Source organism: Bifidobacterium thermacidophilum subsp. thermacidophilum DSM 15837 (genome assembly GCF_000426425.1).
GTDB classification, from domain to species: domain Bacteria; phylum Actinomycetota; class Actinomycetes; order Actinomycetales; family Bifidobacteriaceae; genus Bifidobacterium; species Bifidobacterium thermacidophilum.
Map to the genome: position 1 here is coordinate 69,309 of NZ_AUFI01000011.1, position 25,665 is coordinate 94,973.

Here is a 25,665-nt window from a genome sequence, read left to right on the forward strand (position 1 = left end):
ATCAAGCCTCCGGATAGTCGTCTGATTGGATGTGGTCAAGTCGTGCGCTCGCTTCGCGTTCGCGCTGGTCGAGTACTGTCAGGCCGCCCCGCACATCTTGGCTGAGCTTGTCGAGCTGGTCTTGCAGACCTTGCATGACATCGGTGCAGTACTGGTTGGCGCCGCTGGTGAGTTTGTCGGCTTGTGTTTGTGCCTGGTCGAGGATAGCACGCGCTTTCTGCTTCGCGATATTGGTGATGTTGTCCTGCCCGGCGAGGAACTGCGCCTGCTCCTGGGCGTCCCGCACGATGTCCGCGGCGCGGCTTTGGGCGGACGAAACGACCGCGTTCGCTTGGGTTTGCGCGTTTTCGAGACGGCGTTCCGCTTCGCGCATCAGCGCCGAGGCACGTTCCAGCTGGACGGGCAGCATGGCTTTCAGTTCGTCGAGTTGGCTGGCAAATGCGTTGCGGTCGATTCTGACTTGGGAAGGGGTGAAGATGCTGCTTTTTGCCTCGTCAAGCTGTTGTTCAAGGGAGTCGATGATGTCGTAGACGGTGGTGAATTCCGCGCGGCTCTGGTCCTCCGGATCGGCGTGCGGGTCAAGGGCGTGCAGATCGGCGGCATGCGGGTCGCGTCGCGAGTTGGCACGCACATCATTTCGACCGGCGGAAGCGTCTGCGCGGTCGTCGTCCGCGGGAGTGTCTGAGTTAGCGCCGCCGTGGCTCGAAGGGTCGCGCAAATCCGGCAGGGAGGACATATCGAACGGGGAGAACACCGGTTTCGCCGTCGGTTTCGTGTTTTCGGGGTGTTCTCCGACTTGTGCGGTACGAGTGTTGCCGTCATGGGGGACACCGCTCGGGTCGCCCCCCGCGGCGGGTGCGTCTTGCCTGGCGTCGGCGGCTGGTGCCAATGCCGAAAGCGGCGTGGTCTGGTGTTGTGCGGGAGTCTGGGCGTTTGTTGACATGCTGGCTGACGCGCTGGCTGGTTCGCTTGCCGGATTGCTCGTCGGAGCGCCCGTTTGGCCGTCGCTGGTATCGGTCGCGTGCTGAGGATCGTTGGCGTTGTTGGCTTCCTCGCCTGTCATGCTGTCTCCTTGCTACCTGTGGTGTCCTGTGGCTGTCAGTGTCGGTGTGCGGTCGGTCGCGCTCGCCGCATCCGCAATGTCCTGCTGCCACATCGTTGCGTCTTCTTCTATCGTAGGCGATACGCCGGCGGTGTCGGGATCGTTTTCTGCGGTGTGTTACCGGTTATTTCCCGACTTGTTGCCCCTGTTCTTCCTCGTGCAACGCCCGTTCGAGCAGGGGGATGACGCAATCGGGGACCATGCCGGTCACATCGCCACCATGGCGGGCGACATCTTTGACGACGGAGCTGGAAATGTGCTCAAGCACCGGGTCGGCGGGCAGGAACAGGGTTTCCACGCCGGCGAGTTTGCGGTTGACGAGCGCCATGCCGAGTTCCGCTTCGTAATCGCCGTTCTGCCGCAGGCCTTTGACGATGACGGTTGCGCCCACTTTCTTGCAATAATCGGTGATAAGGCCGTCGGTGGATGCGACGGTCACGTTGTCGCAGGTTCCTCCGAGGGCCTGACGGATGATATCAACCCGGGTGTGTTCGGAAAACATCGGTGTTTTCGCTGCATTGACGGCTACGACCACATGCACTTGCGTGAAGAAACGCGAGCAGCGTCGGATAACGTCAAGATGTCCGGCGGTTACCGGGTCGAACGAGCCGGGGCATACTGCGATAGTCATAGCACAAGCGTACCGCGTTTCCCGCCGGGAGCGTCAGCTGTCTCAACGTCGGTAGAGGGTTGTGCCGACGCTGAGTGGCTGGTGAGCGTCGGTAGAAGGTCGCGCTTCTGTTTCTGCCGACGCTGAGTGGGTCGTGAATGTCGGTAGAAGGTGGCGGGGCGACGGGCCGTGGAAGCTTCTGGCGATGTGCCGCCGCCGTCGGATATCTCGCGTGACTATGATGGTGGCATCGACGACAATCCGGTGGAAGGCGGAAACTCATGAACAGGTACGGAGAAAGCATCAGTGGCAACAAGAATATGCTCGTGGAAGAATCCTTCGATACGCTCAGGGCGTCGGGCTCAGCGGCGGGCATAGCAACGGGCCAAGCTGCGGGCGCCACGGCCGAATTCGCTGCGGGTTCCGTGGTGGGGCTGATCGCACGCGATGCGGATGAGGCAGTCTCTCCGCTGTCGAATCCGGATTCCGCGACCGGCACGGCGGTGTTGGAGCGCCCGCAGGCGGAAGAGAAGCTCAAAGGCACTGATGACGGCGACGCGGACCGTTTCGCACATTATGTCTCCAAGCGCCGCATGGAGCAGTCGCGCCTGACCGGTCGTCCGGTGGTCGCGTTGTGCGGCAAGATCTGGGTTCCGAAGCATGATCCGTCGCAATATCCGGTATGCCCGGAATGCAAGCGCATCTATGAGCAGATGATGGGTGGCGCCGGCAACGGGGACGAGTGAGCCCAGTTTCCTGCCGACATGCCTTCCCGCGTGCGAACGATATCAATATGACGAATGCGATGAGCCGGCTGTGGGGCGTTGAAACGTCCTCGCAGCCGGCCCATCGTGCATATGGATGCAAAACCATGCGCTGATTGACGTCACCTGCTCACCGCATCGCAGCAACGGCGACAATCATTGCGCTACCAGCAACATCGCAGCGCTGATGACGCCGGTCAACCATCAATCACAGTCACAGCACCGTCGTTTCGGTCGGGATCGCCGGATCGCCCTTCATCAGGCTTTGCGCGGTAATCGGCAGCTCGGCCAACGCCTTCGCGCGGTAGTTGTGTGCGTTGACAATCGCGTCATGCCCCTGGTAATCATGGTTGATTTCGCCATGATCCACGTACTGCACGAGCAGGTCCTTCCAATCCTCGGGTGCGTGGAAATCGGCCAGCTTGCTTTCGGAACCGGAAATGACGTGTTCGCAATCCGCGAGATTGTACTCATAGGAGCGGTAGGCGAGTTTACGCCCGGGCACGGTCGCTTTGTCCTTGGATTTCTTGGCGACCGGCTCCATGATGCCGTCCGCGTTCTCGCGCTCGGTCAGCTTGTAGACCATCGCGCAGGTCGGGGCGCCGGACCCGGTGACGAGCATCGTACCCACGCCATAGGAGTCGACCGGTGCGGTCTGCAGCGCGGCGAGCGCGTATTCGTCGAGGTCGTTGGTAACGGTGATGGTCGTGGAAGTCGCGCCCAGGGCATCCAGTTCGTTGCGCACGCGTTGCGCCATCGCGGCCAGGTCGCCCGAATCGATGCGCACACCGCCGAGATCGGGGCCGGCGACTTCGACGGCGGTTTTCACGGCTTCCTCGATGTTGTATGTGTCGACCAGCAGTGTGGTGCTCTTGCCGAGCGCGTTGATTTGCGATTCGAAGGCCTCGCGCTCGCTGTCATGTACGAGGGTGAAGCAGTGGGCCGCCGTGCCGATGGCTTTGAGACCGTACAGCTGGGCGGCCAGCAGGTTCGCGGTGCCTTGGAAGCCGCCGACGACCGCTGCGCGTGCTGCGGCGACCGCGGCCCATTCGTTGGTGCGCCTGCCGCCCATATCCATGCAGGGGCGATCCTTGGCGGCGCTGACCATGCGGGAGGCGGCGGAGGCGACGGCGGAATCATAGTTGAGGATGGACAGCAGAAGGGTTTCGAGCAGCGTGCACTCGCCGAACGTGCCTTCGACCTGCAGCACCGGGGAGTTCGGGAAGAACATTTCACCTTCGCGGTAGCCCTTGATCGAGCCGGTGAACCGGAAGTCCTTGAGCCAGTCGAGCGTCTCCCTGCTCACGATCTTGCGGTCCGCGAGGAACGCAAGGTCCTCATCATCCAGGTGGAAGTGTTCGAGCGCGTCAAGGATGCGCCCGGTGCCGGCGAGCACGCCGTAGCGGCGGCCTGCGGGCAGATGCCGGGTGAAGATCTCGAAGACGCACGGGCGGTCCGCGGTCCCGTCCTTGAGTGCGGCGTCCAGCATCGTGTACTCGTACATGTCGGTCATCAATGCCGGTGAATAATCAACCATGATTTGTCCTTCTCGTGATGTTCTCGTATTCGGTCCGTTGCCGGTTAGCGTAGTCCGACGGCACGCGCCGTGCAAGCGTCGGTGGAAGGGTCTGCCGACGCTGAGGGGCGGGTAAACGTCGGCAGAGGGTTGTACCGACGGTGAGGCGGGGCGGGCGTAAGCTGACGGTATGAGATTCATTGCGGGTGTCTGGCGTCTGGCAATTGCCGCGCTGTGCTTCGTCGGCACATACGAGGCGTGGACGATTCCCAATCGATGGGTGTATTTCACATTCCAAACCGGGTTCATGCTCGGCATCGTCATGCTGTGGTCCGGCGCCGCGAGCCTGCTCAAAGGCATCCAACCGCCCGCATGGCTCAAAGGCTGCCTGACGGTGTACGCGATTATCACCGCGCTGGTCGCGTTCCTGCTCATGCCGCCGGATGACCCGCATTACGTGCCCCAAGTGCTCGGCATCATGACCAATACGATGCTGCATCGTATTGCGCCGGTCATGGCCGTGGTTGATTTTCTGCTGTTCGACCCGCACCGGCGGTTCAAACCAAGCTATGTGCTCAGCTGGATGGGCTACTTTCCGATCTATCTCGCCTTTGTGGTGATTCGCGCACAGTTGTGGCCGCATTCGGGCCCGTCGGTTGGCGGCAACCCGTACCCGTACACCTTCATCGATTTGGGGCAGCTGGGGTGGAGCCAGTTCATCGTCAACATCGTGGGCCTTGTCATCGGATTCCTGCTGGTCGCGCTCGCCGTGTTCCTCATTGACCGAATCCTGCCTGAGAAGTCGCTGTTGCGCTCGCAGTGAGCGGTGCCGCACGGTGACTGTCTCGGACATGCGGGCGTTGCGCTGTGCTAGGTTGAGAGCGTACGAAGGATGATACGCCGGTAGGCCCGGCACATTGCAGATAATTGCAGATGAAAGAACGCGAGGCAGACATGACACAGACGGATTTCGCGCACGAGAACGAGACGGATACTAAGGACGACGCGCAATCACGGCTCGCCTTGGAAGTCGATATGAACCTCACCCGTGCGGACGGGCGGAAAGTCAACGAACTTCGCCCGGTGCGCATCACCCGGCATTTCACCGAACCGCCGGAGGGCTCGGTGCTCATCGAATGCGGGCATACGCGCGTCATGTGCACGGCGACCTTCACGCCGTCCGTGCCGCGTTGGCGCAAGGACAGTGGGCTGGGCTGGGTGACCGCGGAATACGCGATGCTGCCGCGCGCCACCTCGGAGCGCACCGATCGTGAATCCGTCAAAGGCAAGATTGGCGGACGTACCCATGAAATCAGCCGTCTGATCGGGCGTTGCCTGCGCGGTGTCATCGATATGAAAGCGCTGGGGGAGAACCAGATCCAGTTGGATTGCGATGTTCTGCAGGCGGACGGCGGCACGCGCACCGCATCGATCACCGGCGCGTATGTCGCGCTCGTCGACGCGTTGCGTTGGGCAGAGAAGAACGGGCACATCAAATCCGCTGACAAGGTGATTAAGGATGCGGTGTCCGCGGTGTCTGTCGGCGTGATCGACGGCAAGCCGATGCTGGATTTGCCGTATGTGGAGGACAGCAAGGCGATGACCGACATGAACGTTGCCATGACCGGTTCCGGCGCGTTCATTGAGATTCAAGGCACCGCTGAGCATCGCCCGTTCACGCGCGCGGAGCTCGGGATCCTGCTTGACCTTGCCGAAAAGGGCAACCGCGAATTGCAAGCCGCCCAGGCTGCGGCGCTCGCCCAGGACTGATTGGTTTCAGGCTGATTTTGCCTCAGGCTGGTCGGTTTCGAGCCGATTGGTTCCGGGTGATTGGTTCTGGACCGACCAATCCGGCCGCCGCCGCGCGCAACCCAACCCAAATCGATGAAAGGAATCACGTTGGCACTCACCATCGTCGTCGCCTCGCATAACGAAGGCAAACTCGCGGAAATCCGCCGAATTCTCGCAGAAGACCTCGCTGGCGCGCCGATCGAACTCGTCTCCGCGGGCTCGCTTGGTCTGCCCGACCCGGTCGAGACCGGCGTCACCTTCCAAGAGAACGCGCTGCTCAAGGCGCGGTTCGTCGCACAACGTTCTGGCATGCCCGCGATTGCCGACGATTCCGGGCTGATTGTTGACGTGATGGGCGCGGCCCCCGGCATCCTGTCCGCCCGCTGGGCCGGCGAACACGGCAATGATGCGGCGAACAACGAGCTGTTGCTCAAGCAGATCGCTGATATCCCCGACGACAAGCGCACGGCCCGGTTCCGTTGTGCGGCGGCGCTCGCGGTGCCCGGGCCGGGTGCGGACGCCGACGGACTGCATCCGATTGTCTCCGACCACGTGGAAATCGGCGAGATGCCCGGCCGCATTATCCGCAAGCCGCGCGGGGAGCATGGTTTCGGCTACGATCCGCTGTTCGTGCCGGATGATCAGCCTGCCCGGGGGTCGGGCGGCCCCGAGCTGACATCCGCCGAGATGAGCGCGGATGAGAAGAACGCGATATCGCACCGCGGCAAGGCATTGAAGGCTCTGGTTCCGGCCATCGCGCAACTGGTGACGCGGTAGGGGGATTACGCTCTGGGGCTCATAAGCGACTTAGCCGAGCAGCGCCATCCGCGCAACGGTCATCAATGTCAACGACACCACTGCGGTCAACGCGAGCGAGAACCCGGCAAGCCGCGCATTGCCCAGCACCTTGTCGGTGAACATCGTGGAGAACACCGCAATCGGGGCGAGGCAGCACAGCGCGACCGCTTGCCGGACCTCGGCACCGAACGGCAGCAGGAACCAAGCGGCTGCGGCGAACGCGATGCCGCACGGCAGCCGCCACAACAACACCTCAGCTACGGCTCGGACATCCGCACGGCCGGCCGGCACGTCCATGAGCATGCCAACCATGAGCATCGCGCACAGTGAGTTCGCGTTGGCGAAAGGTTGCGCGATATCGGCGATACCGGACGGAATGCGGACGCCCGCGATCATCAGGACGATCATCACCATATACACGTCGAACGATACCGATGAGACGAATCCGCGCACGATACGACGCCCCAACGTGCGCCGGGCGAGTCGTTTGGCATCCCGGTCTGACGGGCGTCGGTAGGGCAGCGTCGGCGCGTCGCCCGCGTGCTGCTCGGCAAGCGTCATTCCCGGCGCGATATGCAGCAGCGTCTGGGTGAGCACATTCGTCCCCGCGGCTACCATGATGCAGTTGCCGATGTCGAACATCGCGGCAGGCACCAACGCCGCAGACCCGTAAAATGCCTGCAATACGGGGAAACAGAAGCAGCCGACATTGAATCCGGCGCCGTTGAGCATGATAAAAGCGCGCTGGGAAACCGGGCGGTGACGGGTGAACAGGAAAATCAGCATGGGTGGTACCGCGGCTGCGGCGAACCCGAAGAGCGAAATCCACAGCAGGCGGATGTCATGCGGCTGCGTGGCGAACGAGTAGATGATGGCGCCGGGCAGGATGAGATCGAATTCCGCGGTCTGCAACACCCGGTAATCGCGCGGCCCGAACAGTCCGAAGCGTTTGAACGCGTAGCCCACCATGATGATGAGCAGCAGGGTGACTGGTTGGATGAGTGTGTGCACGTCTTTCCTCCCTGCGATGTTGCGATGCCTGACGGACGGTGACGCTGTTCATCATAGGATTCGGCCGCGTCGGCGCGCGGGATGTGTCCGTCGTGCGGTGGGGTGCGGGTGTGAGTGCGGCGTGCGTGCGGGCGTGGCGGAATAGTGACCGAGACGTTGCTGTAGGCTGCGTTTTCGGTCGTATAGGAAAAAACGTGGTGCCCATGATGTGACTGAGTCCTGACGACAGTAAGCGTGTCGTGAGGTGATTCATCGTGCGCTTATTCATCCCGGCATATCGGCGGTAGCGCCATCCAACGCCGTCGCATGCTCGTCACCGGACACATCCGTTGTCTCTCAACCCGATGCCTCGGTTCAGCCAATCACTCCACAAACTGGTTACGCTAGCACCTCTCCCAGCGTAACCAGTTCGTGAAAAAAACAATGATCGGCACACTCATTACCGTGCCGCCGCGCCAGACACACATTTTGTTATGCAACCCATTTCCCGTGGCTTGGCGGATATCATTGCATGCGAAAACGGGATAAAACAAGAACGGCACGCCTAACGACGTGCCGTACCGGAGCCACTTGACAGAATCGAACTGTCGACCTGCTCATTACGAGTGAGCCGCTCTACCGACTGAGCTAAAGTGGCGTGTTGCCCGAGAAGCATACGCTCCTCGCGCACAAGTCCTTTACTATACCGGAACCTCCAGATATTGCAAAATCGACGGCGTTGTCGCACCAATCTCCCTTGGTATGAGCCCCAAGACAATCAGCACAATCATTCTGCCGATGCCGGGGCACATACACCAGTGCGCGCGAAGGGACTTGAACCCTCACGACAAAGTCACAGGAACCTAAATCCTGCGCGTCTACCAATTCCGCCACGCGCGCGACCTGTCCAATGTACCACCGGGCCAAGCCAGCCGTATCAGACCGCAGACAACCGCAGAATTCCGAGCGAAACACGCTGACGCACAACGGCACGACGATTGGTGGAGCCCCCAAACCGCACAACATCCGAAAGCTCCGAAAGCACAATCAAAATCATGCCGATAACGGGAACCGCACGCCACGGCGCAATGTGTTGCCCACGTTGTGCCCACAGTTTGCCCACGATTTCGGTCAGACGGCACGAGTCGCGCCCCCGATTCCGGGGTCGTGGACGCGCAGCCGATTCAGTCTTGCAACCCGCTTGCTGCAGCGCATCACATGCACTCAACACGGCACGCTCCATGAATCCCTCTGCGCGCACAGCGAAACACGCTCACCAATCGCCACTGCAAACGATGGCGGTTGCACTTCTGCCGGCATCCTCGCATACCGACAGGATGCCGGCATTCACAAGGATAGAAACGTTGTCATCAACCGGTTGGTTACGCAATCATTTCGTAAAATTACCGTGAAATCAGCCTTCCATTCACGCAGCCGAAGCGCCGGTCGGGTATATTCATGATTGCGCGATTCATGCGCATTGCCGGATAATCCCGACGCATCCAACCATTATCAATCGAGAAAGGAAGGACAGACCATGACTGAGCAAATACTCAGAATGGATTCGACGCTCGCCGCGCTCGACCGACTTATGTCGGAAGACAGCGACAACGACGACGATCATGAGGAGGCCTGAGAGCCTCCTCATTTTTTATCCGGTCTTTCCGGTCTTTCCAGCGCTTTCAGCTTTCCCGTCTTTTTGGGCTTTCCAGCCGTTTCAGTCATTGCTTCAGGATTTTTGTCGAACACCCCTCATCTGCAGCGACACAACAGTCGGTCCGACGCCGGAACCGTAAACCGCATCCGGCAACGGCATGGTCAACCGCATCTGAAGCCACGCATCAAACCGCATCATCAATTCGTCTTTTCCGGCATATAGGAACCAAAGTTATTGCTTTAGGCATTCCATTTCTTCGCGTATGCGGCGGCATACACAACCAGACGGAAGGTGCCGGGGAACGACGAGATCGCCTGGCGTCTGCCGGCTCGCGCATGCCCGGGCATACGCAACGACGCGTTATCGGCATATCAGGCCTGCCGGGCGCTTGCTTCCGGCGTACGGCGTATGTCCTGGCATACGCGCGATTGACAACCCCCGGCCCGCACGGCAAACTCGGTTGCATCCCCTGCGGCCGGCAAAGACACGGGATGCAAGTCCGATGTCTCGACGTGCTTCGACTCATACCATTTGTTTCCGTATCCATTCCGCCTTGAGCGCCCGACGCCGATTGCCCGGGCGCCATACCAAAGTCTCGATATCTCCCGTTCGAGCCGCGATGTTGAGAGATTGTTCGAAAGAGTCTCAACAACTCGCGCAAACGGCAATTTAGACGAGATATTGAGATTTCTCGATGCGTCGAGCATGATGGTCAGTCGTGAAAAAGCTTGGAATTTCAACGATTCTTGACTGCTCGCCGTCTGTGATGCCTAGTGCGGAATCTCAAAAAATCGGGAAAATCCGGATTCGCGAGGAGATATCGAGACTTTGTTCTGAAAATCTCGATGACATGGTGCAAATCGTCGAGATATTGAGATTTTTGCCGTTCTGTGTGCACTCCGTTCTGTGTACATTCCGTTCTGCGACATTCCATTTCGCGGATTTCGTCCCCTCAAACATTCCTCCTTCGGAATCGCGCCCCCCCGGCCTCATAACATGCCAGAAGTTCGTGATTGAAAGCACACGTCGTTAGCATCGCAGTATTTCTATACCGCATTCCTGTGCCATACGCTTGTGCCACAATGGAGCCATGAGCAGCATGATCGACGCGAATGCACAGAATGCACAGCATGGTGAACCGCATGGCAACCCAAGTATGGCGGCGGGACGGCAGGAGCCGCAGCAGCAGCCGCAGCCACAACCGCAGGACGGGCGCACGGGAGTAGACGAGGATTTTTACGCGGTGATTCCCGCCGGCGGCACGGGGACCCGCCTGTGGCCGCTGAGCCGCGAGGCCAAACCGAAATTCCTCTACGACCTGCTCGGCCAGGGCCGCACGCTGATCCAATCCACCTACGACCGGCTGGAACGCGTTGCGGGGCGGGGCCATGTCACGGTGAGTACGGGTTGGCGGCATGTCGCGGCGATCCGTGAGCAGCTGCCGCATCTTGACGGCAACGACATCTTCGCCGAGCCGGTGCCGCGTGATTCCACCGCCGCGATCTGCCTCGCCGCCGCCGTGTTGGCTCGCCGCCACGGGGAGCGCGTCGTGGTGGGGTCGTTCGCCGCGGACCATGTGATTCGTGGCGCTGCCTCCTTCGCCCGCGCGGTCCGTGAGGCCGTCGCCACGGCGCGCGCCGGCTATGTGACGACCATCGGCATCGCCGCCTCCCGCCCGTCTACGGCGTTCGGCTACATCCATCAGGGCCGTTCCCTGGCCGCGGACGTGCCCGAAGCCCCGAACGCACGGCTGGTCGAGCGGTTCGTTGAGAAACCCGATGCCGCGACCGCCCAAGCCTACCTGTCCACCGGCGAATACCGTTGGAACGCCGGCATGTTCGTGATGCGCGCGGACGTATTGCTCGGCTGCTTGCGTGAATACAAGCCGCGTATGTACGACGCGATTTCAGCTATCGCGGACGCGTACCTTGCTGGCGGCGATGCGGTCGATGAGGCGATGGCGACTCACTGGTCGGGCATCGAGAAGATTGCGTTCGATTACGCGGTCGCTGAACCGTTGAGCGTGCAGGGCGGCGTGGCGATGATCCCGGGTGATTTCGGCTGGGACGATATCGGCGATTTCAATTCCGTCGCCGCGTTGTTGCCGAGTGTGAACCAGCAGAACATCAAGATTCTCGGCGATCGTGAGAACGTGTCCTATATCGATTCCGCCGGCGATGTGGTGGTGCCCGCCGCAGGGCGGACGATCGCATTGCTCGGCGTGAACGACATGGTTGTGGTCGACACGCCGGATGCTTTGCTCGTTGCGCCGCGTGCACGCAGCCAGGAAGTCAAGAATATGGTGGCGCATCTGCGGCAGGAAGGCCGTGACGAGCTGCTGTGACCGGCTTCGCCCGGACGGCATCGGGGACTGTCCGGTTCTGTCCTATTTTGTGAGTATCTTGTCACATGGAAGCAAACGATGTCATTCCGCGTCGCGTGTCTGCCACGCATGCGGGAAGATATCGCTTCGATTATGAAGAAAGGACCAAGTATGGCCATCAATCCGCCAGTTGACGCCACCAAGACTCCTGAGTGGGCTGCCCTGCAGAAGCACTATGACGAGCTGCAGAACGAAGGCATCAGCCTCAAGAAGTGGTTCGCCGAGGATCCGAGCCGTGTGGACCAGCTGAGCTTCGATGCCGGCGACCTGCACTTCGATCTGTCCAAGAACCTGATCAAGCCGGAAACCCTGAAGCTGTTCGCCGACCTCGCCAAGGCCGTCAAGCTTGACGAGCGCACCAAGGCCATGTACACCGGCGTGCACATCAACAACACCGAGGATCGTGCCGTGCTGCACACCGCGCTGCGTCGCCCGGTCGAAGATGAAGGCAAGTACATCGTCGACGGCCAGGATGTCGTCAAGGACGTGCGCGATACGCTCGATCGCATCTACGCCTTCGCTGACAAGGTCCGTTCCGGTGAGTGGAAGGGCGTCACCGGCAAGAAGATTGAAACCGTGGTCAACATTGGCATCGGCGGTTCCGACCTGGGCCCCGTCATGGTGTACGAAGCGCTCAAGCCGTACGCTGACGCCGGCATCTCCGCCCGCTACATCTCCAACATCGACCCGAACGATCTGGCCGAGAAGACCAAGGGCCTCGACCCGGAGACCACCCTGTTCATCATCGTCTCCAAGACCTTCACCACGCTTGAGACCCTGACTAACGCCCGTGAAGCCCGCACCTGGCTGCTCGAAGAGCTCAAGGCCAAGGGCGCCATCGACGGCTCCGACGCGCAGAACGCCGACGCCATCAAGAAGCACTTCGTCGCCGTCTCCACCAACCTGGAGAAGGTCGAGGAGTTCGGCATCGACCCGTCCAACGCTTTCGGCTTCTGGAACTGGGTCGGCGGCCGTTACTCCGTGGATTCCGCTGTCGGCACCTCCCTCGCCGTGGTCTTCGGCCCGGCCCGCTTCGAGGAGTTCCTGCACGGCTTCCATGAGATCGACGAGTACTTCGCCAACACCCCGTTCGACAAGAACGTGGTCGTGCTGCTCGGCATGCTCAACGTGTGGTACCGCAACTTCTTCCACGCCGCATCCCATGCGGTGCTCCCGTACGACCAGTACCTGCACCGCTTCCCGGCGTACCTGCAGCAGCTGACCATGGAGTCCAACGGCAAGTCCGTGCGCTGGGATGGCACCCCCGTCACCTCCGACACCGGCGAGATCTTCTGGGGCGAGCCGGGCACCAACGGCCAGCACGCCTTCTACCAGCTGATCCACCAGGGCACGCAGCTGATTCCGGCTGACTTCATCGCGTTCGTCAACACCCCGAACCCGACCAAGGACGGCGACCAGGACGTGCACGAGCTGTTCCTGGGCAACTTCCTCGCGCAGACCAAGGCGCTTGCGTTCGGCAAGACCGCTGACGAGGTGCGCGCCGAGGGCACGCCTGAGGACATCGTCCCGGCCCGCGTGTTCACTGGCAACCGCCCGACCACGTCGATCTTCGGTGTGGCGCTGACCCCGTTCTCGCTCGGCGAGCTGATCGCCCTGTACGAGCACATCACCTTCGTCGAAGGCACGGTGTGGGGCCTGGACTCCTACGATCAGTGGGGCGTCGAGCTCGGCAAGCAGCTGGCCAAGCAGATCACCCCGGCGATTTCCAAGGACGACGATGCGCTCGCCGCCCAGGACGCCTCCACCCAGGGCCTGATCAAGTTCTACCGCGCCAACCGCGAGTTCTGATTCCGGCGGGTTCTGATTTCGCCGCAACGTTGCTATGCGTTTGCTTGATGCGTAACGCATAGCTGAACGTCCAGGGGCCCATCTGCATGTGCAGGTGGGCCCTTTTCATATGCCCTGCGCTTGTGTCACGGGTACTTGTGGCACCGGCGGTCGGTATATAGTGCGGCTGTGATACCCCCGTTTTGCGATGCGTTTTGTGGTAGAGTCAAGACCGCAATGGATGAATGCAGGTCCGGGAGGAAGTGAAGTATGGCAACCGGGCAACAAGCGAATAAACGCCCCTCGATGTTTGAAGTGGCCAGACTTGCCGGTGTGAGCCATCAGACCGTTTCACGGGTCATCAATGATTTCCCTGGTGTTTCCCCAGCCACTCGTGCCAAAGTGCAGCGGGCCATCGAGCAGCTTGATTATCGTCCCAGCAATCCCGCGCGCGCCTTGGCTTCGCGCAAATCGCGCACCATCGGGCTCATCGCCGGCGGCCGGGAATTCTACGGCCCTATTTCCTCCATCGGCGCCATCGAGTCGATCGCCCGTTCCCATAGCATGTTCATGTCCGTGTTACTCGTGCATGAGGCGACCTGCACGCAGAAGGAGTTCGACGATCTGTGCCGTATTCTCGATGAGCAGAACGTCGATGCGTTCATTTTCCTGACCCCTACCGATGTGATGTTCTCTGCGGCATGCCGCGCGCAGGTCATCTGGCCGCGTGTGCTGCTCACCTCCACGCATGGCGGTATGGGCCTTGAGGAGGAGCTGAGGTTGCTGCGCCCGTCCGACCGTCGAAAGATCGCATTGGCCGGCATCGACCAGTGGAGCGCGATGAAGGATGTGATGGGTCTGCTCAAAACCCTCGGGCATCGTTCCGCGTTGTATTTCGCGGGTCCGCGCGAATGGCGCGATGCGGCTACACGCTTGGCGGCGTGGAATGACCTGTGCGCGGCCGACGCGATGAATTCTGTCACCATCCAATGTGATTCCTGGGATGGCAGTGAGGCGTATGCCAGGATGAACCACGTGCTTGAGGATATCGGCCGTTCCGGTGGCAAGTTGCCGACCGCCGTGGTCGCGTCGAACGATGCGCAGGCGATGGCCGTGGCGCGTGCCCTGCACGAGCATGGCATGCGTATTCCGCAGGACGTGAGCGTGGTCGGTTTCGATGACATGCCCGGTGTGGATAACATGTACCCGCCGCTGACCACGGTGCGGCAGGATTTCGAGATGCTGGGCCAGCAGGCCATGCGCGAGGTGCTGTTCCTGTTGGGGGAGGGGGACAAACCCCAGTACGCCTCGGTGCAGCACGGTGTGGGAATGGTTCCGGCGAAACTGATTCGCCGCAGTTCCGTAGGCGTCGCCCCGAACCGCTGATTCGCGCGGGCATCGGGTGGTTTCCCACGTGGTTATGCGTTGTGTGTGGTGTGATGTGACACGGCATGGTTGCGCGGACTGAGGTCTGACGGCTGGCGAGATATCCCGGCACTGGCGGAGGAATTCCCGCCGGCGCCGGGATTTTTCGTATATGCGATAGCGCGGTGAGGGTTCAACGCGGAACCCGGGTCGTCTACGTAGGTTTTGGGGCTATAGGCCGATTCGTGTGTCCAACAGCTGCGCGTCATATACCCTTTGCCGACGCTGACGGCACACTCAGCGTCGGCAGAAGCGGGGAGCTAACCGTCTGGCAGGGTAATCGCAAGGGTGCCTGGATCCGCGCGAAACAGGATAAATGTGAGCGTAACACATTGTTCAACACGCCGAAGAAACGGCGTAATATCAAGCTTTGCGAATCGATTGGACAAATGAAAATGTGAGCGGTAACATTTCATATCAGCGAACGGGAAACCGAATCGCCGTAGCAAAGCCGCGAAATTGCCCTGGCTCCAAACCGGGGTCCCGTGTGAAGCAAAGCTGCTTCGGCAGGTCAAACTGCCGGTTGGGAACAACAAAGGAACAACTATGACTGAGAACGCTACGAGCGCCGCCGTGAAGCAGGGCTCGATGAAATACGTGGTCATCCTGGCGCTGAGCGCCGGCATGGCCGGACTTCTGTATGGCTACGACACCGTGAGCATCTCCGGTGCCATCGAATTCCTGCGCCAGGCGTACCACCTGTCCGCCGGCCTGCAGGGACTCGTGATCTCCTCCATCATGATTGGTGGCGTCGTCGGCGTCGGCTTCTCCGGCTTCCTCGCCGATAAGATCGGCCGCCGCAAGGTCCTCCTCATTGGCGCGCCTGCTTCTTCTTCGCAGCACTGTGGTCCGCCTTCACCTTCAGCCCGTGGACCCTGATCGCCGCCCGTATCATCGGCGGCACCGAAGAGGCCCATCGTGAGGTCGCCGACGTCAAGGCTTCCATCGAGCGCGACAAGAACGGCAAGCTGAGCGACCTGTTCAAGAAGCCGCTGCTCACCCCGTTCCTCATCGGCCTGCTGCTCGCCGCCTTCAACCAGGTCGGTGGCCAGAACGCCGTCTCCTACTACGGCCCGACTATGTTCAAGGCCGCTCTGGGCAACAACATTCCGAACGTCGAATTCCTGTGCTCCTCCCTCGTCGGTCTCGTCGAACTGATCTTCACCGTCGTGGGCATGGCCCTCATCGACAAGGCAGGACGTAAGCCGCTGCTCGTCACCTCCGCTGCCGGCATGGGCGTCTTCGCCGCCCTCATGGCCTTCGCCTTCCACGCCAACATCGGCTGGCTCGTCGTCGCCGGCGCCTGGCTTCATCGCCTGCTTCGCCTTCGGCCTCGGCCCTGTGACCTGGGTCATGATCCCCGAGCTCTTCCCGACCTACATGCGTGGCCGCGCATCCGGCCTGTGCACCGTGCTGCTGTGGGGCATCAACATCTGCGTGGGCCAGTTCACCCCGATGATGTTCGAAGGCTGGGGCGGTACCGGCACCTTCGTCTTCTGGATGATCATGGACTTCATCGGCGCCATCTCCATCGCCAAGTTCGCTCCTGAAACCAAGGGCAAGACCCTTGAGGAGATCCAGGCCCTCTGGACGAAGTGACCCGGCGAACGCGAATCCAATACCACAAGTAACAAGCAAAGGAATCGATATGGTCGACATTGACGATACTCCCCAGCAGATCGCGGAGAAGATTCGTGGCGGTCGCACCGCACTCGGCATCGAATTTGGTTCCACCCGAATCAAAGCCGTACTGATCGATGACACGTACCGAACCATCGCCTCCGGCGATTACCAGTGGGCAAGCCATCTGGAGGATGGCCTGTGGACCTATTCCCTCGAAGAGGTCTGGAAGGGCCTGCAGTCCGCCTACGCATCCATGGCGAACGATGTGTACAACGCCTACGGCGAGCGACTGGTCTCCATCGGCCATATCGGCTTCTCCGCCATGATGCACGGCTACCTCGCCTTCGACAAGAACGGCGAACTGCTCGTACCGTTCCGCACCTGGCAGAACACCAACACGCACGAAGCGCACGAGAAGCTGTCGGAACTGTTCCAGTACAACATTCCGGAACGCTGGTCCGTGGCACACCTGTACCAGGCCGTACTCAACGGCGAGGAACATGTCGGCAATGTGGACTACATCACCACGCTCGCCGGCTACGTGCACTGGAAGCTCACCGGCAAGAAGGTCCTCGGCGTGGGCGATGCCTCGGGCATGTTTCCGATCGACCCGACCACCAAGACCTACGAAACCGAATTTCTGAAGCGCTTCGACGCGCTGGACGAGATCGCGGCCCAGCCGTGGAAGATCGAGGATCTGCTGCCGACCCCGTTGGTCGCCGGAACCCCGGCTGGTGAGCTGACCGCCGAAGGCGCCAGGCTGCTCGACCCCTCCGGCATCCTGCAGCCGGGCATCGTCCTTGCCCCGCCGGAAGGCGATGCCGGCACCGGCATGGTGGCCACCAACTCCGTGCGCGTCCGCACCGGCAACGTGTCCGCGGGAACCTCCATCTTCGCCATGGTCGTGCTCGAGCACAAGCTGGCGCGCCTGCACCCCGAAGTCGATCTGGTCACCACGCCCGCCGGCGATCTGGCAGGCATGAGCCACGCCAACAACTTCACCTCCGACCTCAACGCCTGGGTGAGGATGTTCAGCGAGTTTGCCGAAGCGATCGGCCACCCCATCGACGCCGGCACCCTGTTCGGCACCCTGTTCCGTGCGGCCATCAGCGACAAGGCCGACAAGAACGCGGGTGGATTGCTCAACTATTGCTTCTACTCGGGCGAATTCCTGGCAGGGCTGCCCGAAGGCCGGCCCGTGCTGGCACGCGGCCCCGAATCGCACTTCACGCTGGCCAACCTCATGCGCGCCCAGCTGTTCAGCGCGTTCTCACCGGTCAAGATCGGCATGGACGTGATGACCAAGGACGAAGGCGTGAGAATCGACTCCCTGGTCGGCCATGGCGGAATCTTCACCACGCCGAAGGTCGCGCAGAAGATCCTGGCCGCCGCGTTCGGCACCCCGATCAAGGTGATGGCAACCGCGGCAGAAGGCGGCGCCTGGGGCATGGCCGTGCTCGCCGACTATCTGTGGCATGCACCGTGCCCGCTCGATGAGTACTTGGACACCCGCGTGTTCGCCGATGTCAAGTCCACCACCGAAGAGCCGGACCCGCAGGATGTGGAAGGCTTCGAGGACTTCTTCGCCCGCTTCCAGCGTGGCCTATCCATCGAACGTGCCGCCATCGAGGCGATCGATCTGGAAAGCAAATAGCACACGAGCGGCGCATACCCGAACGACACACACACACGAACGGCACATACCCGAACGACAAATACCTAGGAAAGGAAGATAACATGGCAACTTTGGCTGATTACGGTCCCGAAGTCCGCGCCGAAGTCAAGCAGGTGCGCGAGGTCGTCGCCACGCTGCACGCACAGCTCATCAAGTGGAACCTCGTCGTGTGGACTGCGGGCAACGTTTCCCAGCGGTTGCACTCCGCCGACCTGATGGTGATCAAGCCCTCCGGTCTGCGCTACGAATACCTGACCCCGAGTTCGATGGTCGTGTGCGACCTCGACGGCAACGTGGTCGATGGCGCGGAAGCCCCGAGCTCCGATACCGCCTCCCACGCATACATCTATCGTCACATGCCCGACGTCTACGGTGTGGTGCACACCCACTCCACCTATGCGACGGCGTGGGCAGCCACCGGCCAGAACATTCCTTGTGGCCTGACCATGATGGGCGACGAATTCGGTGGTCCCGTACCGGTAGGCCCATTCCGCCTCATCGGCTCGGAAGCCATCGGCGAAGGTGTTGTGGAGACATTGAAGCAGTATCCGAAATCCCCTGCGGTGCTCATGCAGAACCATGGTCCTTTCACCATCGGCAAGGATGCGGAAGCTGCCGTCAAGGCCGCCGCGATGACTGAGGAAGTGGCCCACACCATGTGGGCCGCCAGGCAGCTCGGCGATATCATTCCTATTGCGCAGGAAGATATCGACAAGCTCAATGACCGCTACACCAACGTATACGGCCAGCACTGAACCTCGGACACAACACGTTATATCCAAGTACAACGAAGCAAGGGAATAACAATGACAATGGAAAACCCCTTCGAAGGTAAGGAAATCTGGTTCGGCGTCGGTTCGCAGGACCTGTACGGCGAAGAAGCCCTGCGCCAGGTAGCCCGGCAGACCGGCGAAATGGTCGACTTCCTCAACGCTACCGGCAAGATCCCGGCCAAGATCGTCCTGAAGCCGACCCTGAAGTCCTCGGACGGCGTCAAGGCGTTCATGACCGAAGCCTCCGCCAACCCGAACGTCATCGGCGTCATCACCTGGTGCCACACCTTCTCCCCGGCCAAGATGTGGATCCGCGGCCTCGAAGTGCTGACCAAGCCGCTGCTGCAGCTGGCCACCCAGCACCACAAGGAAATCCCGTGGGAGACCATCGACATGGACTTCATGAACCTGAACCAGGCCGCGCATGGCGACCGTGAGTTCGGCTACATCGTCTCCCGCCTGGGCATTCCGCGCAAGATCGTCGTCGGCCACTACACCGATCCGGAAGTCGCCGAGAAGGTCGGTACCTGGGCTCGCGCCTGCGCCGGTTGGGAAGCCTCCCAGAACATGAAGGTCATGCGTTGGGGCGACAACATGCGTAACGTTGCCGTCACCGAAGGCGACAAGACCGAAGCCGAGCGCGTGTTCGGCGCTTCCATCAACACTTGGGCCGTCAACGAGCTGGTCGCCGCCTACGAGAAGGTCAAGGACGATCAGGTCAAGGACATCATCGAGGACTACAAGGCCAAGTACGACGTTGTCCCCGAGCTGCTTGATTCCCGCTACGATGAGCTCTTCATCGCGGCCAAGGAAGAGGCGGCCATGGTCAACATGATGCGCGAGAACGGCTGCACCGCCGCCGTCGACAACTTCGAAGACCTCGGCACCCTGCCGCAGCTTCCGGGCGTCGGCGCCCAGCGTCTGCCTTCCGAGTACGGCTGGGGCTTCTCCGCAGAAGGCGACTGGAAGACCTCCGTCCTCGTGCGCATCGGCGCCGTCATGGGCTACGGCCTTGAGGGTGGCGCTTCCCTCATGGAGGATTACTCCTACAACTTCACTCCGGGCAACGAGCTCGACATGGGTTCCCACATGCTCGAGGTCTCCCCGTCCATCGGCACCATCGAGAAGCCGAAGCTGGCCATCTACCCGCTCGGCATCGGCGGCAAGTCCGACCCGGTCCGTCTGGTCTTCTCCGGCAAGCCCGGTGACGCGGTCGTCGTCTCCATGGCCGATGAGCGCGAACGCTTCCGTCTGCTCATGGACGAGGTCACCGTCGTCGCCCCGCAGGGCTCCCTTAAGGAACTGCCGTGCGCTCGCGCCGTCTGGAAGCCGAAGCCGGATTTGAAGACTGCCGTGCAGTGCTGGATCACCGCCGGCGGTTCCCACCACACCTGCATGACCACGTCCGTCGGCCGTGAGGCTTGGGAGGACTTCGCCCGCATCGCCGGTGTCGAGCTCGCCGTCGTCGACGAGAACACCAACCCCCGCCAGTTCGAGAAGGAGCTGGAGCTCAGCGAGATGTACCACCGTCTCGAGAACCGTCACTGAGATGATGGAGCGGTAGCGGCGCGGCAGAAGGCTTGACGCACACCTTCCATGTGTCTTCGCCCTCTGCCGCACCGTTCAGCCACGCATCATGCCGCTGGGGGACGCCTCAGTAGGTTCGTATGCTGACATGACCAAGCCCGGCTTCGTGCCGGGCTTGTTCTGTTGTGCTGGACAGTGGGGTATCTGCCCGTGGTGTGATTGGACGGTTGCATGGCTGTCCGGTATCGGCGGTTGTCGGGTTTGATGGCTGGGTATCTGCCCACCGTGCGATTGTCGTGTCGCATGGTGGGCGGATGAAGTGGGTGTGGTCGGGGTTGATTGTCGGTGTCTTCCTGTGGTGTGACTGTTCGGTTGCATAGCTGTCCGGTATCGGTTCCTTCCGGTTCCGGCAGTTGTCGGTTCGGGTGGCTGGGTATCTGCGCGTGGTGTGACTGACTGGTGAGATGACAGCTTGATTGCGGATGCGGCGGTTGACGTGGGATATCCGCTCGCAGTGCGATTGTCGGGTCGCATGGCGGTCTGGTACGGGTTCCTTCTGGTCCCTGTGGCTGGTATCTGTCTGTGGTGTGATTGGTCGGTGACATGGCGGCCTGATTGCGGGTGCAGCGGGGTCTGATGATGGGGTATCTGCCTGTGGTGTGCCATGCGTGTCGCACGGCGGCTTGATTGCGGCTCCAGCAGGTTCCAGACGGGGCGGTATCTGTCCGCGGTGCGACTGACTGGTCGCACTGCGATTGGGTATCGACCACCGTAACGCGGCGACCGGCGCCCAATGCCCCGCTCCTGTTACGCCCACTGGCCGAGCGTCAGCGACATTACCATCCAGCCGCCAGTCCGCACGTCACAGTAAAATGAACCTTTGATGTGCCGAAAAACGGGACGCCGCATAATCCCGTCTTTCTTTGGGTCCAGCCGGAACACTTACGTGGCGGAAACGCCATGATTCCGGCGGATTGGCACCCTTCGCAGGCGAACCTGCGAAGACATTTCAGCTGAACGGAATCCCGAAGGGGACCGTGCAGCCCCGACCAATCGTCGGTATGCGGCGGCGATGGAGGAACATCATGGTTAATGCCATCGAAGCATTCGACGCCAAGCATCTCAAGCCGGCGGAGGAAATCCCCGCGTTCCGTCCTGGCGACACCGTCGAGGTCAACGTCAAGATCAAGGAAGGCAACAACTCCCGTCTGCAGGCGTTCACCGGCGTGGTGATCGCTCGTCAGGGTGCCGGCGTGCGCGAGACCTTCGTGGTGCGCAAGATCAGCTTCGGCGTGGGTGTCGAGCGTCGTTTCCCGCTGCACTCCCCGTCAATCGATTCGATCAAGCTGGTGCGCAAGGGCCGTGTGCGTCGTGCGAAGCTGTACTACCTGCGTTCGCTGCGCGGCAAGGCTGCTCGTATCGTCGAGCGTCGCGACAACAGCGAGAAGTGAGTTTCGCGCTCATCGTATGAACCGGACAGCCCGGCGACCAGTAACGGTCGTCGGGCTGTCTGCGTTTCAAACAGTGCGGACGGCACGGGCGTGGTGGATGCACCGGTGGTCCGTGCCGCTTGCGGCGCGCGGGTTTGCAATACCGGGACATCCGCGACAAGCCGCAAATCGGAACAGCCGTGGGGGTATGGACTTCGTTTTCGACCGTCCGATAAGTCCTCGCTTCGGATTGGATCGGCGGGTACGAGCAGACGTGCTGGTAACGTATGCGACAGCACCGGTCAAGCTGGGATGGCGGTAGCATGGTCGAGCCAATACGATGAGCGACCGACAGTACTGCCCGACGGTAGCGCCGACGGCGAGTGGCTGACAGTACGGCAGGTAGACGCTCCGGAAGGGCGTTCCGGCGGCGCGATTCGGCAGGACGTTACGGTATCGCACCCGGCGCAATCCGGAGGCGCCCCGGCAGGATGCCCCGGCATCGCACCCGGCACGGTGCCTGACAAGGCTTCGCCGACAGCAGGTCGGCAGATGGGAGAATCATGACGCAGCAGATGTCTCGGTCGTCAAACGACCAGCGCGGTGACGCGGATTCCCACATCCTTTCAGTCGCCGAACGCGGCATCGATCCCGCCCCTGTCACCGCAACGACACAAGCCACCGCAACGACAACAGCCTCGGCATCATCACAACCCCCGGCTTCCTCCCAGACTTTCTTCCAAGATTTCTCCCCGGAGTTTTCCCCAGCGAACGCCCCAGATGATGTATCATCCCGACACGCCCGGCACGCAGCGCGCGCAGCCCATGCGGCCCACGCGTCCGGCTTGTCGTCCCGCGGCGGTGTCCCTCGACGCTCTGCAAGCGCATCGTCAACCTCCGAGAACGCCCGCGAATGGCTGCTGTGGTGTGGTATTCCGGTACTGATCGTGCTGCTCATGCGCGTGTTCCTGTTCGGTTTCTATGTGATTCCTTCAGGCTCTATGCTGGACACCATCGAAATCAACGACCGGGTCATCACCACGAAACTTGCGCCTGACCTCATCAAGTTGCAGCGCGGCGACATCGTGGTGTTCAAAGACCCTGCCAACTGGCTGCAATCCGAGTCATCGATGGGCGGCGATAACCTGATCAAACGGCTTATCGGCCTGCCGGGCGATACCGTGGCATGCGCTGGCGCCGGCCAGCCGGTGACCATCAACGGCGTGGCCATCGATGAAAGCTCGTATCTCAAACCCGGCGTGCAACCCAGCGATTTTGCCTTCAACGTCACTGTGACCGAGGGTCATATTTTCGTGCTTGGCGACAATCGCGCCAATTCCGCGGATTCTCGCTATCACCAGGATGATGGGTCGAACGGTCTCGTCCCGATCAGTGATGTGCTCGGCGTGGCGATTGTGCGCAACTGGCCGCTCAACCGCATCGGCAGACTAGATTCCCATCACGAGGTGTTCGCGAATGTCCCCAATCCAGCATGACGAGTCCAGCAGTCCGCAAGACACCGCTCATACCGCACACACTGTAGGCGGCAATCGGCACGCTCGTCAACGCAGTACGACACACGTTCGCCCGGTTCCCACACTCGAGCTGGAACGCACCCTGGCCGCCCAAGGCTACGATGTGATCGTCGGATTCGATGAGGTCGGCCGAGGCTCCCTCGCCGGCCCAGTGATGGTCGGCGCCACCGCGATTTGGGCGCGTGACTTGCCGACATTGACGGTGCCTGAAGGGGTCGCGGACTCCAAAATGCTGACGGAACACCGCAGGGAAGCGATATTCCACCCGTTGCGCCGGTGGTGCGCCTCAAGCGCGGTCGGTCAGGCGAGCAATACCGAAATCGATGAATGGGGCATCACCTATGCGCTCGGTGTAGCCGCCCTGCGTGCGTTGGACGAGCTGGAACGCCAGCTTGGTATCGGCAGCGCGACACAGACGCCCCAAAGCGTCATCCGCGTCGGCGGGATTCTCGACGGTCCCAACGATTACATCACCGCCGCTCTTGGCACCTTCGACGCGCCGGACGTTCCGGTGCCCGCCCACATCATCACGAAAGTCAAAGGCGATCAGCATTGTGCCACGGTTGCCGCTGCGGCGGTCATCGCGAAAGTCACCAGGGACCATCTGATGGTGGATATCGCCAAGGGAAATCCGGCGTATGAGCCATACGGTTGGGCACGCAACAAAGGGTACGGCTCGCAGGTGCATCGCGACGCAATCGCAAAGTATGGGCCGACGCCCTTGCACCGGTTGAGTTGGCATCTGGTCTGAATCCGGACAATTCAGCCGTGTGACAATTCAGCCGGGGCGCCAGCTGGATTGGCACCAGTCGGGAGCCAGCCCGCCTAGGTTGACGACACTACCCGCATATATCAACCGGATTGGCTGCACCAGCCAGATAGACGCCAGCAGCATCAACACCATGAAGAAAGGAGACGAATTCGATGGAGCACCATCGCCGCACCGCCCGCCCGTCAATGAAGGATGTGGCCGCGCTGGCGGGAGTCAGCTATCAGACCGTCTCCCGTGTGATCAACCATTCGCCCGACGTGTCGATTGACACGCGCAATCGTGTGCGCCAGGCCATCCAGCGGCTCGGCTATCGCCCCAGCAATTCCGCGCGGGCCCTCGCATCGAGCCGTTCCCGCATCATCGGCGTGATTATGGGAGGCGACCAGTTCCATGGCGAGGTGCAGACCTTGCAAGCGATTGAAGCTGCTGCACGGTCTCGCGGCCTGTTCGTCGCCGTGTCGATGATCCGCAAGGCCATGTGTGCGCAAAACGATTTCAACCATCTGTGCGACGCCTTCGACGAACTCAATGTGGACGCGTTCATCATGATGGTGCCGACGGATGTCCTGTTCACTGCGGCGTGTCGTGCCCCGGTCACTAGGCCGCGGATCTTGCTGACGGCGACACACGGCGGAACCAGCATTAGCACCGGGCTGAGCATGATTCATGACGAAGCCCAGCGCAATCGGACGGCGGTCGTGGGCATCGACCAATGGGGAGCCATGGACCGGCTGCTCAGCATGATCGCCGGCTATGGGCACCGCACGGCCTTGTATATCGCAGGGCCTTCTCAGTGGCGTGATGCGACGACACGGCTCGAAGCATGGCGTGAACTGTCCGCGCAATACGCGATTTCCTCGAATGTGGTGCGATGCCGCTCTTGGCAGTCCGATGAAGCGTACGCGCAAATGAACCATGTGCTGGAATACTTCGGCTCATCAGGCGCCAAACTGCCGACGGTGATTGTCACGGCAAGTGACGCTCAGGCCATCGGCGTGGCCCGTGCGTTGCGAGAGCACGATATTCGCATTCCGCAGGACGTCAGTTTGACCGGTTTTGATGACATTGCGGTGGCCAGCGATACGTTCCCGCCGTTGACGACGATTCATCCGGACTACAGCCAGCTTGGCGTCGCCGCGATGCGCGAGGCGCTGTTCCTGATGGGGGAGGGACCGGAACCCGGCTATCCGGTCTCCACGTACGGTGTCGGCCAGGTTGAGGCGAAAGTCGTCAAACGCGCCTCACTGGCGGGCGTATCGCTGGGACGGTGACTGTCCGCTCAGTTGCGAAACACCGGATCCGGAAGCGGAGAGCCGGGAGTGGTTGGAGCCAGAGCAAGCGCATCCACCAGTTTTGCGGTTCCGCCCGCCTTCGCACGGGATGACGCGGGATTATGGAGTATTGGTCGCGGTTTGCGAAAACTCTGGTGGATGCCGAGACAATCAGCTACAATACCCCCATTGTGATCGTGACCGTATGCGGTTGGCATACAGCGTCCCGGATCGT

At 61.3% G+C, this 25,665-nt stretch carries 21 protein-coding genes, 2 tRNA genes and 1 pseudogene; 18 read left to right on the forward strand and 6 right to left on the reverse strand.

Annotated features, from left to right (window positions below; genetic code table 11):
• Position 1 precedes the first annotated feature (1 nt).
• Together K315_RS10050 and coaD are read right to left on the reverse strand one after the other, a co-directional pair.
• The gene (locus K315_RS10050; RefSeq protein ID WP_029576883.1) at positions 2-1,063 is read right to left on the reverse strand and encodes a hypothetical protein; all 1,062 of its coding nucleotides are present in this window, start codon (positions 1,061-1,063) and stop codon (positions 2-4) included.
• A gap of 163 nt (positions 1,064-1,226) precedes the next feature.
• Positions 1,227-1,733: a pantetheine-phosphate adenylyltransferase gene (gene coaD, locus K315_RS0107445; protein ID WP_029576884.1), complete on the reverse strand. Its 507-nt coding sequence runs from the start codon at positions 1,731-1,733 to the stop codon at positions 1,227-1,229.
• Between the two features lie 404 nt (positions 1,734-2,137).
• Between coaD and K315_RS0107455 the strand changes: the two genes are divergently transcribed.
• Entirely contained in the window at positions 2,138-2,458 is a 321-nt protein-coding gene (locus tag K315_RS0107455; protein WP_033520717.1) for a DUF3039 domain-containing protein, read from the forward strand.
• Between the two features lie 232 nt (positions 2,459-2,690).
• Here K315_RS0107455 and K315_RS0107460 read toward each other — a convergent pair whose 3' ends face one another.
• Positions 2,691-4,088, reverse strand: coding sequence for a nicotinate phosphoribosyltransferase (locus K315_RS0107460; protein ID WP_274518221.1), 1,398 nt, complete (start codon positions 4,086-4,088; stop codon positions 2,691-2,693).
• Positions 4,089-4,182: 94 nt separating this feature from the next.
• On the opposite strand from K315_RS0107460, the gene K315_RS0107465 reads away from it, so the two are divergent.
• From K315_RS0107465 to K315_RS0107475, 3 genes are all read left to right on the forward strand, one after another.
• Entirely contained in the window at positions 4,183-4,815 is a 633-nt protein-coding gene (locus tag K315_RS0107465) for a Pr6Pr family membrane protein (RefSeq protein WP_029576887.1), read from the forward strand.
• A gap of 212 nt (positions 4,816-5,027) precedes the next feature.
• Entirely contained in the window at positions 5,028-5,762 is a 735-nt protein-coding gene (gene rph / locus K315_RS0107470) for a ribonuclease PH (RefSeq protein WP_033520719.1), read from the forward strand.
• 114 nt (positions 5,763-5,876) lie between these two features.
• On the forward strand, positions 5,877-6,560 hold the full coding sequence (locus K315_RS0107475; protein WP_033520689.1) for a non-canonical purine NTP pyrophosphatase: 684 nt from the start codon (positions 5,877-5,879) through the stop codon (positions 6,558-6,560).
• Positions 6,561-6,590: 30 nt separating this feature from the next.
• Here the strand turns inward: K315_RS0107475 and K315_RS0107480 are convergent, their stop codons facing one another.
• From K315_RS0107480 to K315_RS0107490, 3 genes are all read right to left on the reverse strand, one after another.
• Positions 6,591-7,592 (reverse strand): AEC family transporter, encoded by a 1,002-nt coding sequence (locus K315_RS0107480; protein ID WP_029576890.1) that lies wholly within the window; start codon positions 7,590-7,592, stop codon positions 6,591-6,593.
• A 564-nt stretch (positions 7,593-8,156) separates the two neighbouring features.
• Positions 8,157-8,229, reverse strand: a tRNA-Thr gene (locus K315_RS0107485).
• A gap of 161 nt (positions 8,230-8,390) precedes the next feature.
• Positions 8,391-8,471: transfer RNA gene (locus K315_RS0107490), tRNA-Leu, on the reverse strand.
• A gap of 1,847 nt (positions 8,472-10,318) precedes the next feature.
• Between K315_RS0107490 and K315_RS0107505 the strand changes: the two genes are divergently transcribed.
• From K315_RS0107505 to K315_RS0107560, 14 genes and pseudogenes are all read left to right on the forward strand, one after another.
• Positions 10,319-11,572 (forward strand): mannose-1-phosphate guanylyltransferase, encoded by a 1,254-nt coding sequence (locus tag K315_RS0107505; protein WP_029576891.1) that lies wholly within the window; start codon positions 10,319-10,321, stop codon positions 11,570-11,572.
• Positions 11,573-11,722: 150 nt separating this feature from the next.
• Positions 11,723-13,420 carry a glucose-6-phosphate isomerase gene (gene pgi, locus K315_RS0107510; protein WP_015449853.1) on the forward strand — a complete coding sequence of 566 codons (1,698 nt, stop codon included), beginning with the start codon at positions 11,723-11,725 and terminating at the stop codon, positions 13,418-13,420.
• A 249-nt stretch (positions 13,421-13,669) separates the two neighbouring features.
• On the forward strand, positions 13,670-14,785 hold the full coding sequence (locus tag K315_RS0107515) for a LacI family DNA-binding transcriptional regulator (RefSeq protein ID WP_029576892.1): 1,116 nt from the start codon (positions 13,670-13,672) through the stop codon (positions 14,783-14,785).
• Positions 14,786-15,370: 585 nt separating this feature from the next.
• The gene (locus tag K315_RS10750; RefSeq protein WP_238556465.1) at positions 15,371-15,703 is read left to right on the forward strand and encodes an MFS transporter; all 333 of its coding nucleotides are present in this window, start codon (positions 15,371-15,373) and stop codon (positions 15,701-15,703) included.
• Positions 15,667-16,062: pseudogene (locus tag K315_RS10870) on the forward strand (MFS transporter); the annotation flags it as partial. The gene K315_RS10750 and the pseudogene K315_RS10870, both read left to right, overlap by 37 nt.
• 115 nt (positions 16,063-16,177) lie before the next feature.
• On the forward strand, positions 16,178-16,423 hold the full coding sequence (locus K315_RS10875) for an MFS transporter (protein WP_029576894.1): 246 nt from the start codon (positions 16,178-16,180) through the stop codon (positions 16,421-16,423).
• A gap of 49 nt (positions 16,424-16,472) precedes the next feature.
• Entirely contained in the window at positions 16,473-18,101 is a 1,629-nt protein-coding gene (locus tag K315_RS0107530; protein ID WP_029576895.1) for a xylulokinase, read from the forward strand.
• 83 nt (positions 18,102-18,184) lie between these two features.
• Positions 18,185-18,877: an L-ribulose-5-phosphate 4-epimerase gene (locus K315_RS0107535; RefSeq protein ID WP_029576896.1), complete on the forward strand. Its 693-nt coding sequence runs from the start codon at positions 18,185-18,187 to the stop codon at positions 18,875-18,877.
• Positions 18,878-18,928: 51 nt separating this feature from the next.
• Positions 18,929-20,443: an L-arabinose isomerase gene (gene araA, locus K315_RS0107540; RefSeq protein ID WP_029576897.1), complete on the forward strand. Its 1,515-nt coding sequence runs from the start codon at positions 18,929-18,931 to the stop codon at positions 20,441-20,443.
• Between the two features lie 1,064 nt (positions 20,444-21,507).
• Positions 21,508-21,873 (forward strand): 50S ribosomal protein L19, encoded by a 366-nt coding sequence (rplS, locus tag K315_RS0107545; protein WP_015449855.1) that lies wholly within the window; start codon positions 21,508-21,510, stop codon positions 21,871-21,873.
• Between the two features lie 291 nt (positions 21,874-22,164).
• A complete protein-coding gene (locus tag K315_RS10450) occupies positions 22,165-22,419 on the forward strand; it encodes a hypothetical protein (RefSeq protein WP_152571437.1) in 255 nt (84 codons plus the stop codon).
• The gene (lepB, locus tag K315_RS10755) at positions 22,416-23,348 is read left to right on the forward strand and encodes a signal peptidase I (RefSeq protein ID WP_029576898.1); all 933 of its coding nucleotides are present in this window, start codon (positions 22,416-22,418) and stop codon (positions 23,346-23,348) included. The genes K315_RS10450 and lepB overlap by 4 nt, the downstream gene beginning before the upstream one ends.
• Positions 23,329-24,138 carry a ribonuclease HII gene (locus tag K315_RS0107555; protein ID WP_029576899.1) on the forward strand — a complete coding sequence of 270 codons (810 nt, stop codon included), beginning with the start codon at positions 23,329-23,331 and terminating at the stop codon, positions 24,136-24,138. Before lepB ends, K315_RS0107555 begins: the two co-directional genes overlap by 20 nt.
• A gap of 173 nt (positions 24,139-24,311) precedes the next feature.
• Complete coding sequence (locus tag K315_RS0107560) at positions 24,312-25,430, forward strand: LacI family DNA-binding transcriptional regulator (protein ID WP_029576900.1); 1,119 nt, start codon at positions 24,312-24,314, stop codon at positions 25,428-25,430.
• Positions 25,431-25,665: the final 235 nt, after the last annotated feature.

What these genes read in the sequence shown, in the direction of transcription:
- K315_RS10050 (WP_029576883.1), bottom strand. Translation starts at nt 1,063, where the DNA reads ATGACAGGCGAGGAAGCCAACAACGCCAACGATCCTCAGCACGCGACC.
- coaD (WP_029576884.1), bottom strand. Translation starts at nt 1,733, where the DNA reads ATGACTATCGCAGTATGCCCCGGCTCGTTCGACCCGGTAACCGCCGGA.
- K315_RS0107465 (WP_029576887.1), top strand. Translation starts at nt 4,183, where the DNA reads ATGAGATTCATTGCGGGTGTCTGGCGTCTGGCAATTGCCGCGCTGTGC.
- rph (WP_033520719.1), top strand. Translation starts at nt 5,028, where the DNA reads ATGAACCTCACCCGTGCGGACGGGCGGAAAGTCAACGAACTTCGCCCG.
- K315_RS0107475 (WP_033520689.1), top strand. Translation starts at nt 5,877, where the DNA reads ATGAAAGGAATCACGTTGGCACTCACCATCGTCGTCGCCTCGCATAAC.
- K315_RS0107505 (WP_029576891.1), top strand. Translation starts at nt 10,319, where the DNA reads ATGAGCAGCATGATCGACGCGAATGCACAGAATGCACAGCATGGTGAA.
- pgi (WP_015449853.1), top strand. Translation starts at nt 11,723, where the DNA reads ATGGCCATCAATCCGCCAGTTGACGCCACCAAGACTCCTGAGTGGGCT.
- K315_RS0107515 (WP_029576892.1), top strand. Translation starts at nt 13,670, where the DNA reads ATGGCAACCGGGCAACAAGCGAATAAACGCCCCTCGATGTTTGAAGTG.
- K315_RS10750 (WP_238556465.1), top strand. Translation starts at nt 15,371, where the DNA reads ATGACTGAGAACGCTACGAGCGCCGCCGTGAAGCAGGGCTCGATGAAA.
- K315_RS10875 (WP_029576894.1), top strand. Translation starts at nt 16,178, where the DNA reads ATGATCCCCGAGCTCTTCCCGACCTACATGCGTGGCCGCGCATCCGGC.
- K315_RS0107530 (WP_029576895.1), top strand. Translation starts at nt 16,473, where the DNA reads ATGGTCGACATTGACGATACTCCCCAGCAGATCGCGGAGAAGATTCGT.
- K315_RS0107535 (WP_029576896.1), top strand. Translation starts at nt 18,185, where the DNA reads ATGGCAACTTTGGCTGATTACGGTCCCGAAGTCCGCGCCGAAGTCAAG.
- araA (WP_029576897.1), top strand. Translation starts at nt 18,929, where the DNA reads ATGACAATGGAAAACCCCTTCGAAGGTAAGGAAATCTGGTTCGGCGTC.
- rplS (WP_015449855.1), top strand. Translation starts at nt 21,508, where the DNA reads ATGGTTAATGCCATCGAAGCATTCGACGCCAAGCATCTCAAGCCGGCG.
- K315_RS10450 (WP_152571437.1), top strand. Translation starts at nt 22,165, where the DNA reads ATGGCGGTAGCATGGTCGAGCCAATACGATGAGCGACCGACAGTACTG.
- lepB (WP_029576898.1), top strand. Translation starts at nt 22,416, where the DNA reads ATGACGCAGCAGATGTCTCGGTCGTCAAACGACCAGCGCGGTGACGCG.
- K315_RS0107555 (WP_029576899.1), top strand. Translation starts at nt 23,329, where the DNA reads ATGTCCCCAATCCAGCATGACGAGTCCAGCAGTCCGCAAGACACCGCT.
- K315_RS0107560 (WP_029576900.1), top strand. Translation starts at nt 24,312, where the DNA reads ATGGAGCACCATCGCCGCACCGCCCGCCCGTCAATGAAGGATGTGGCC.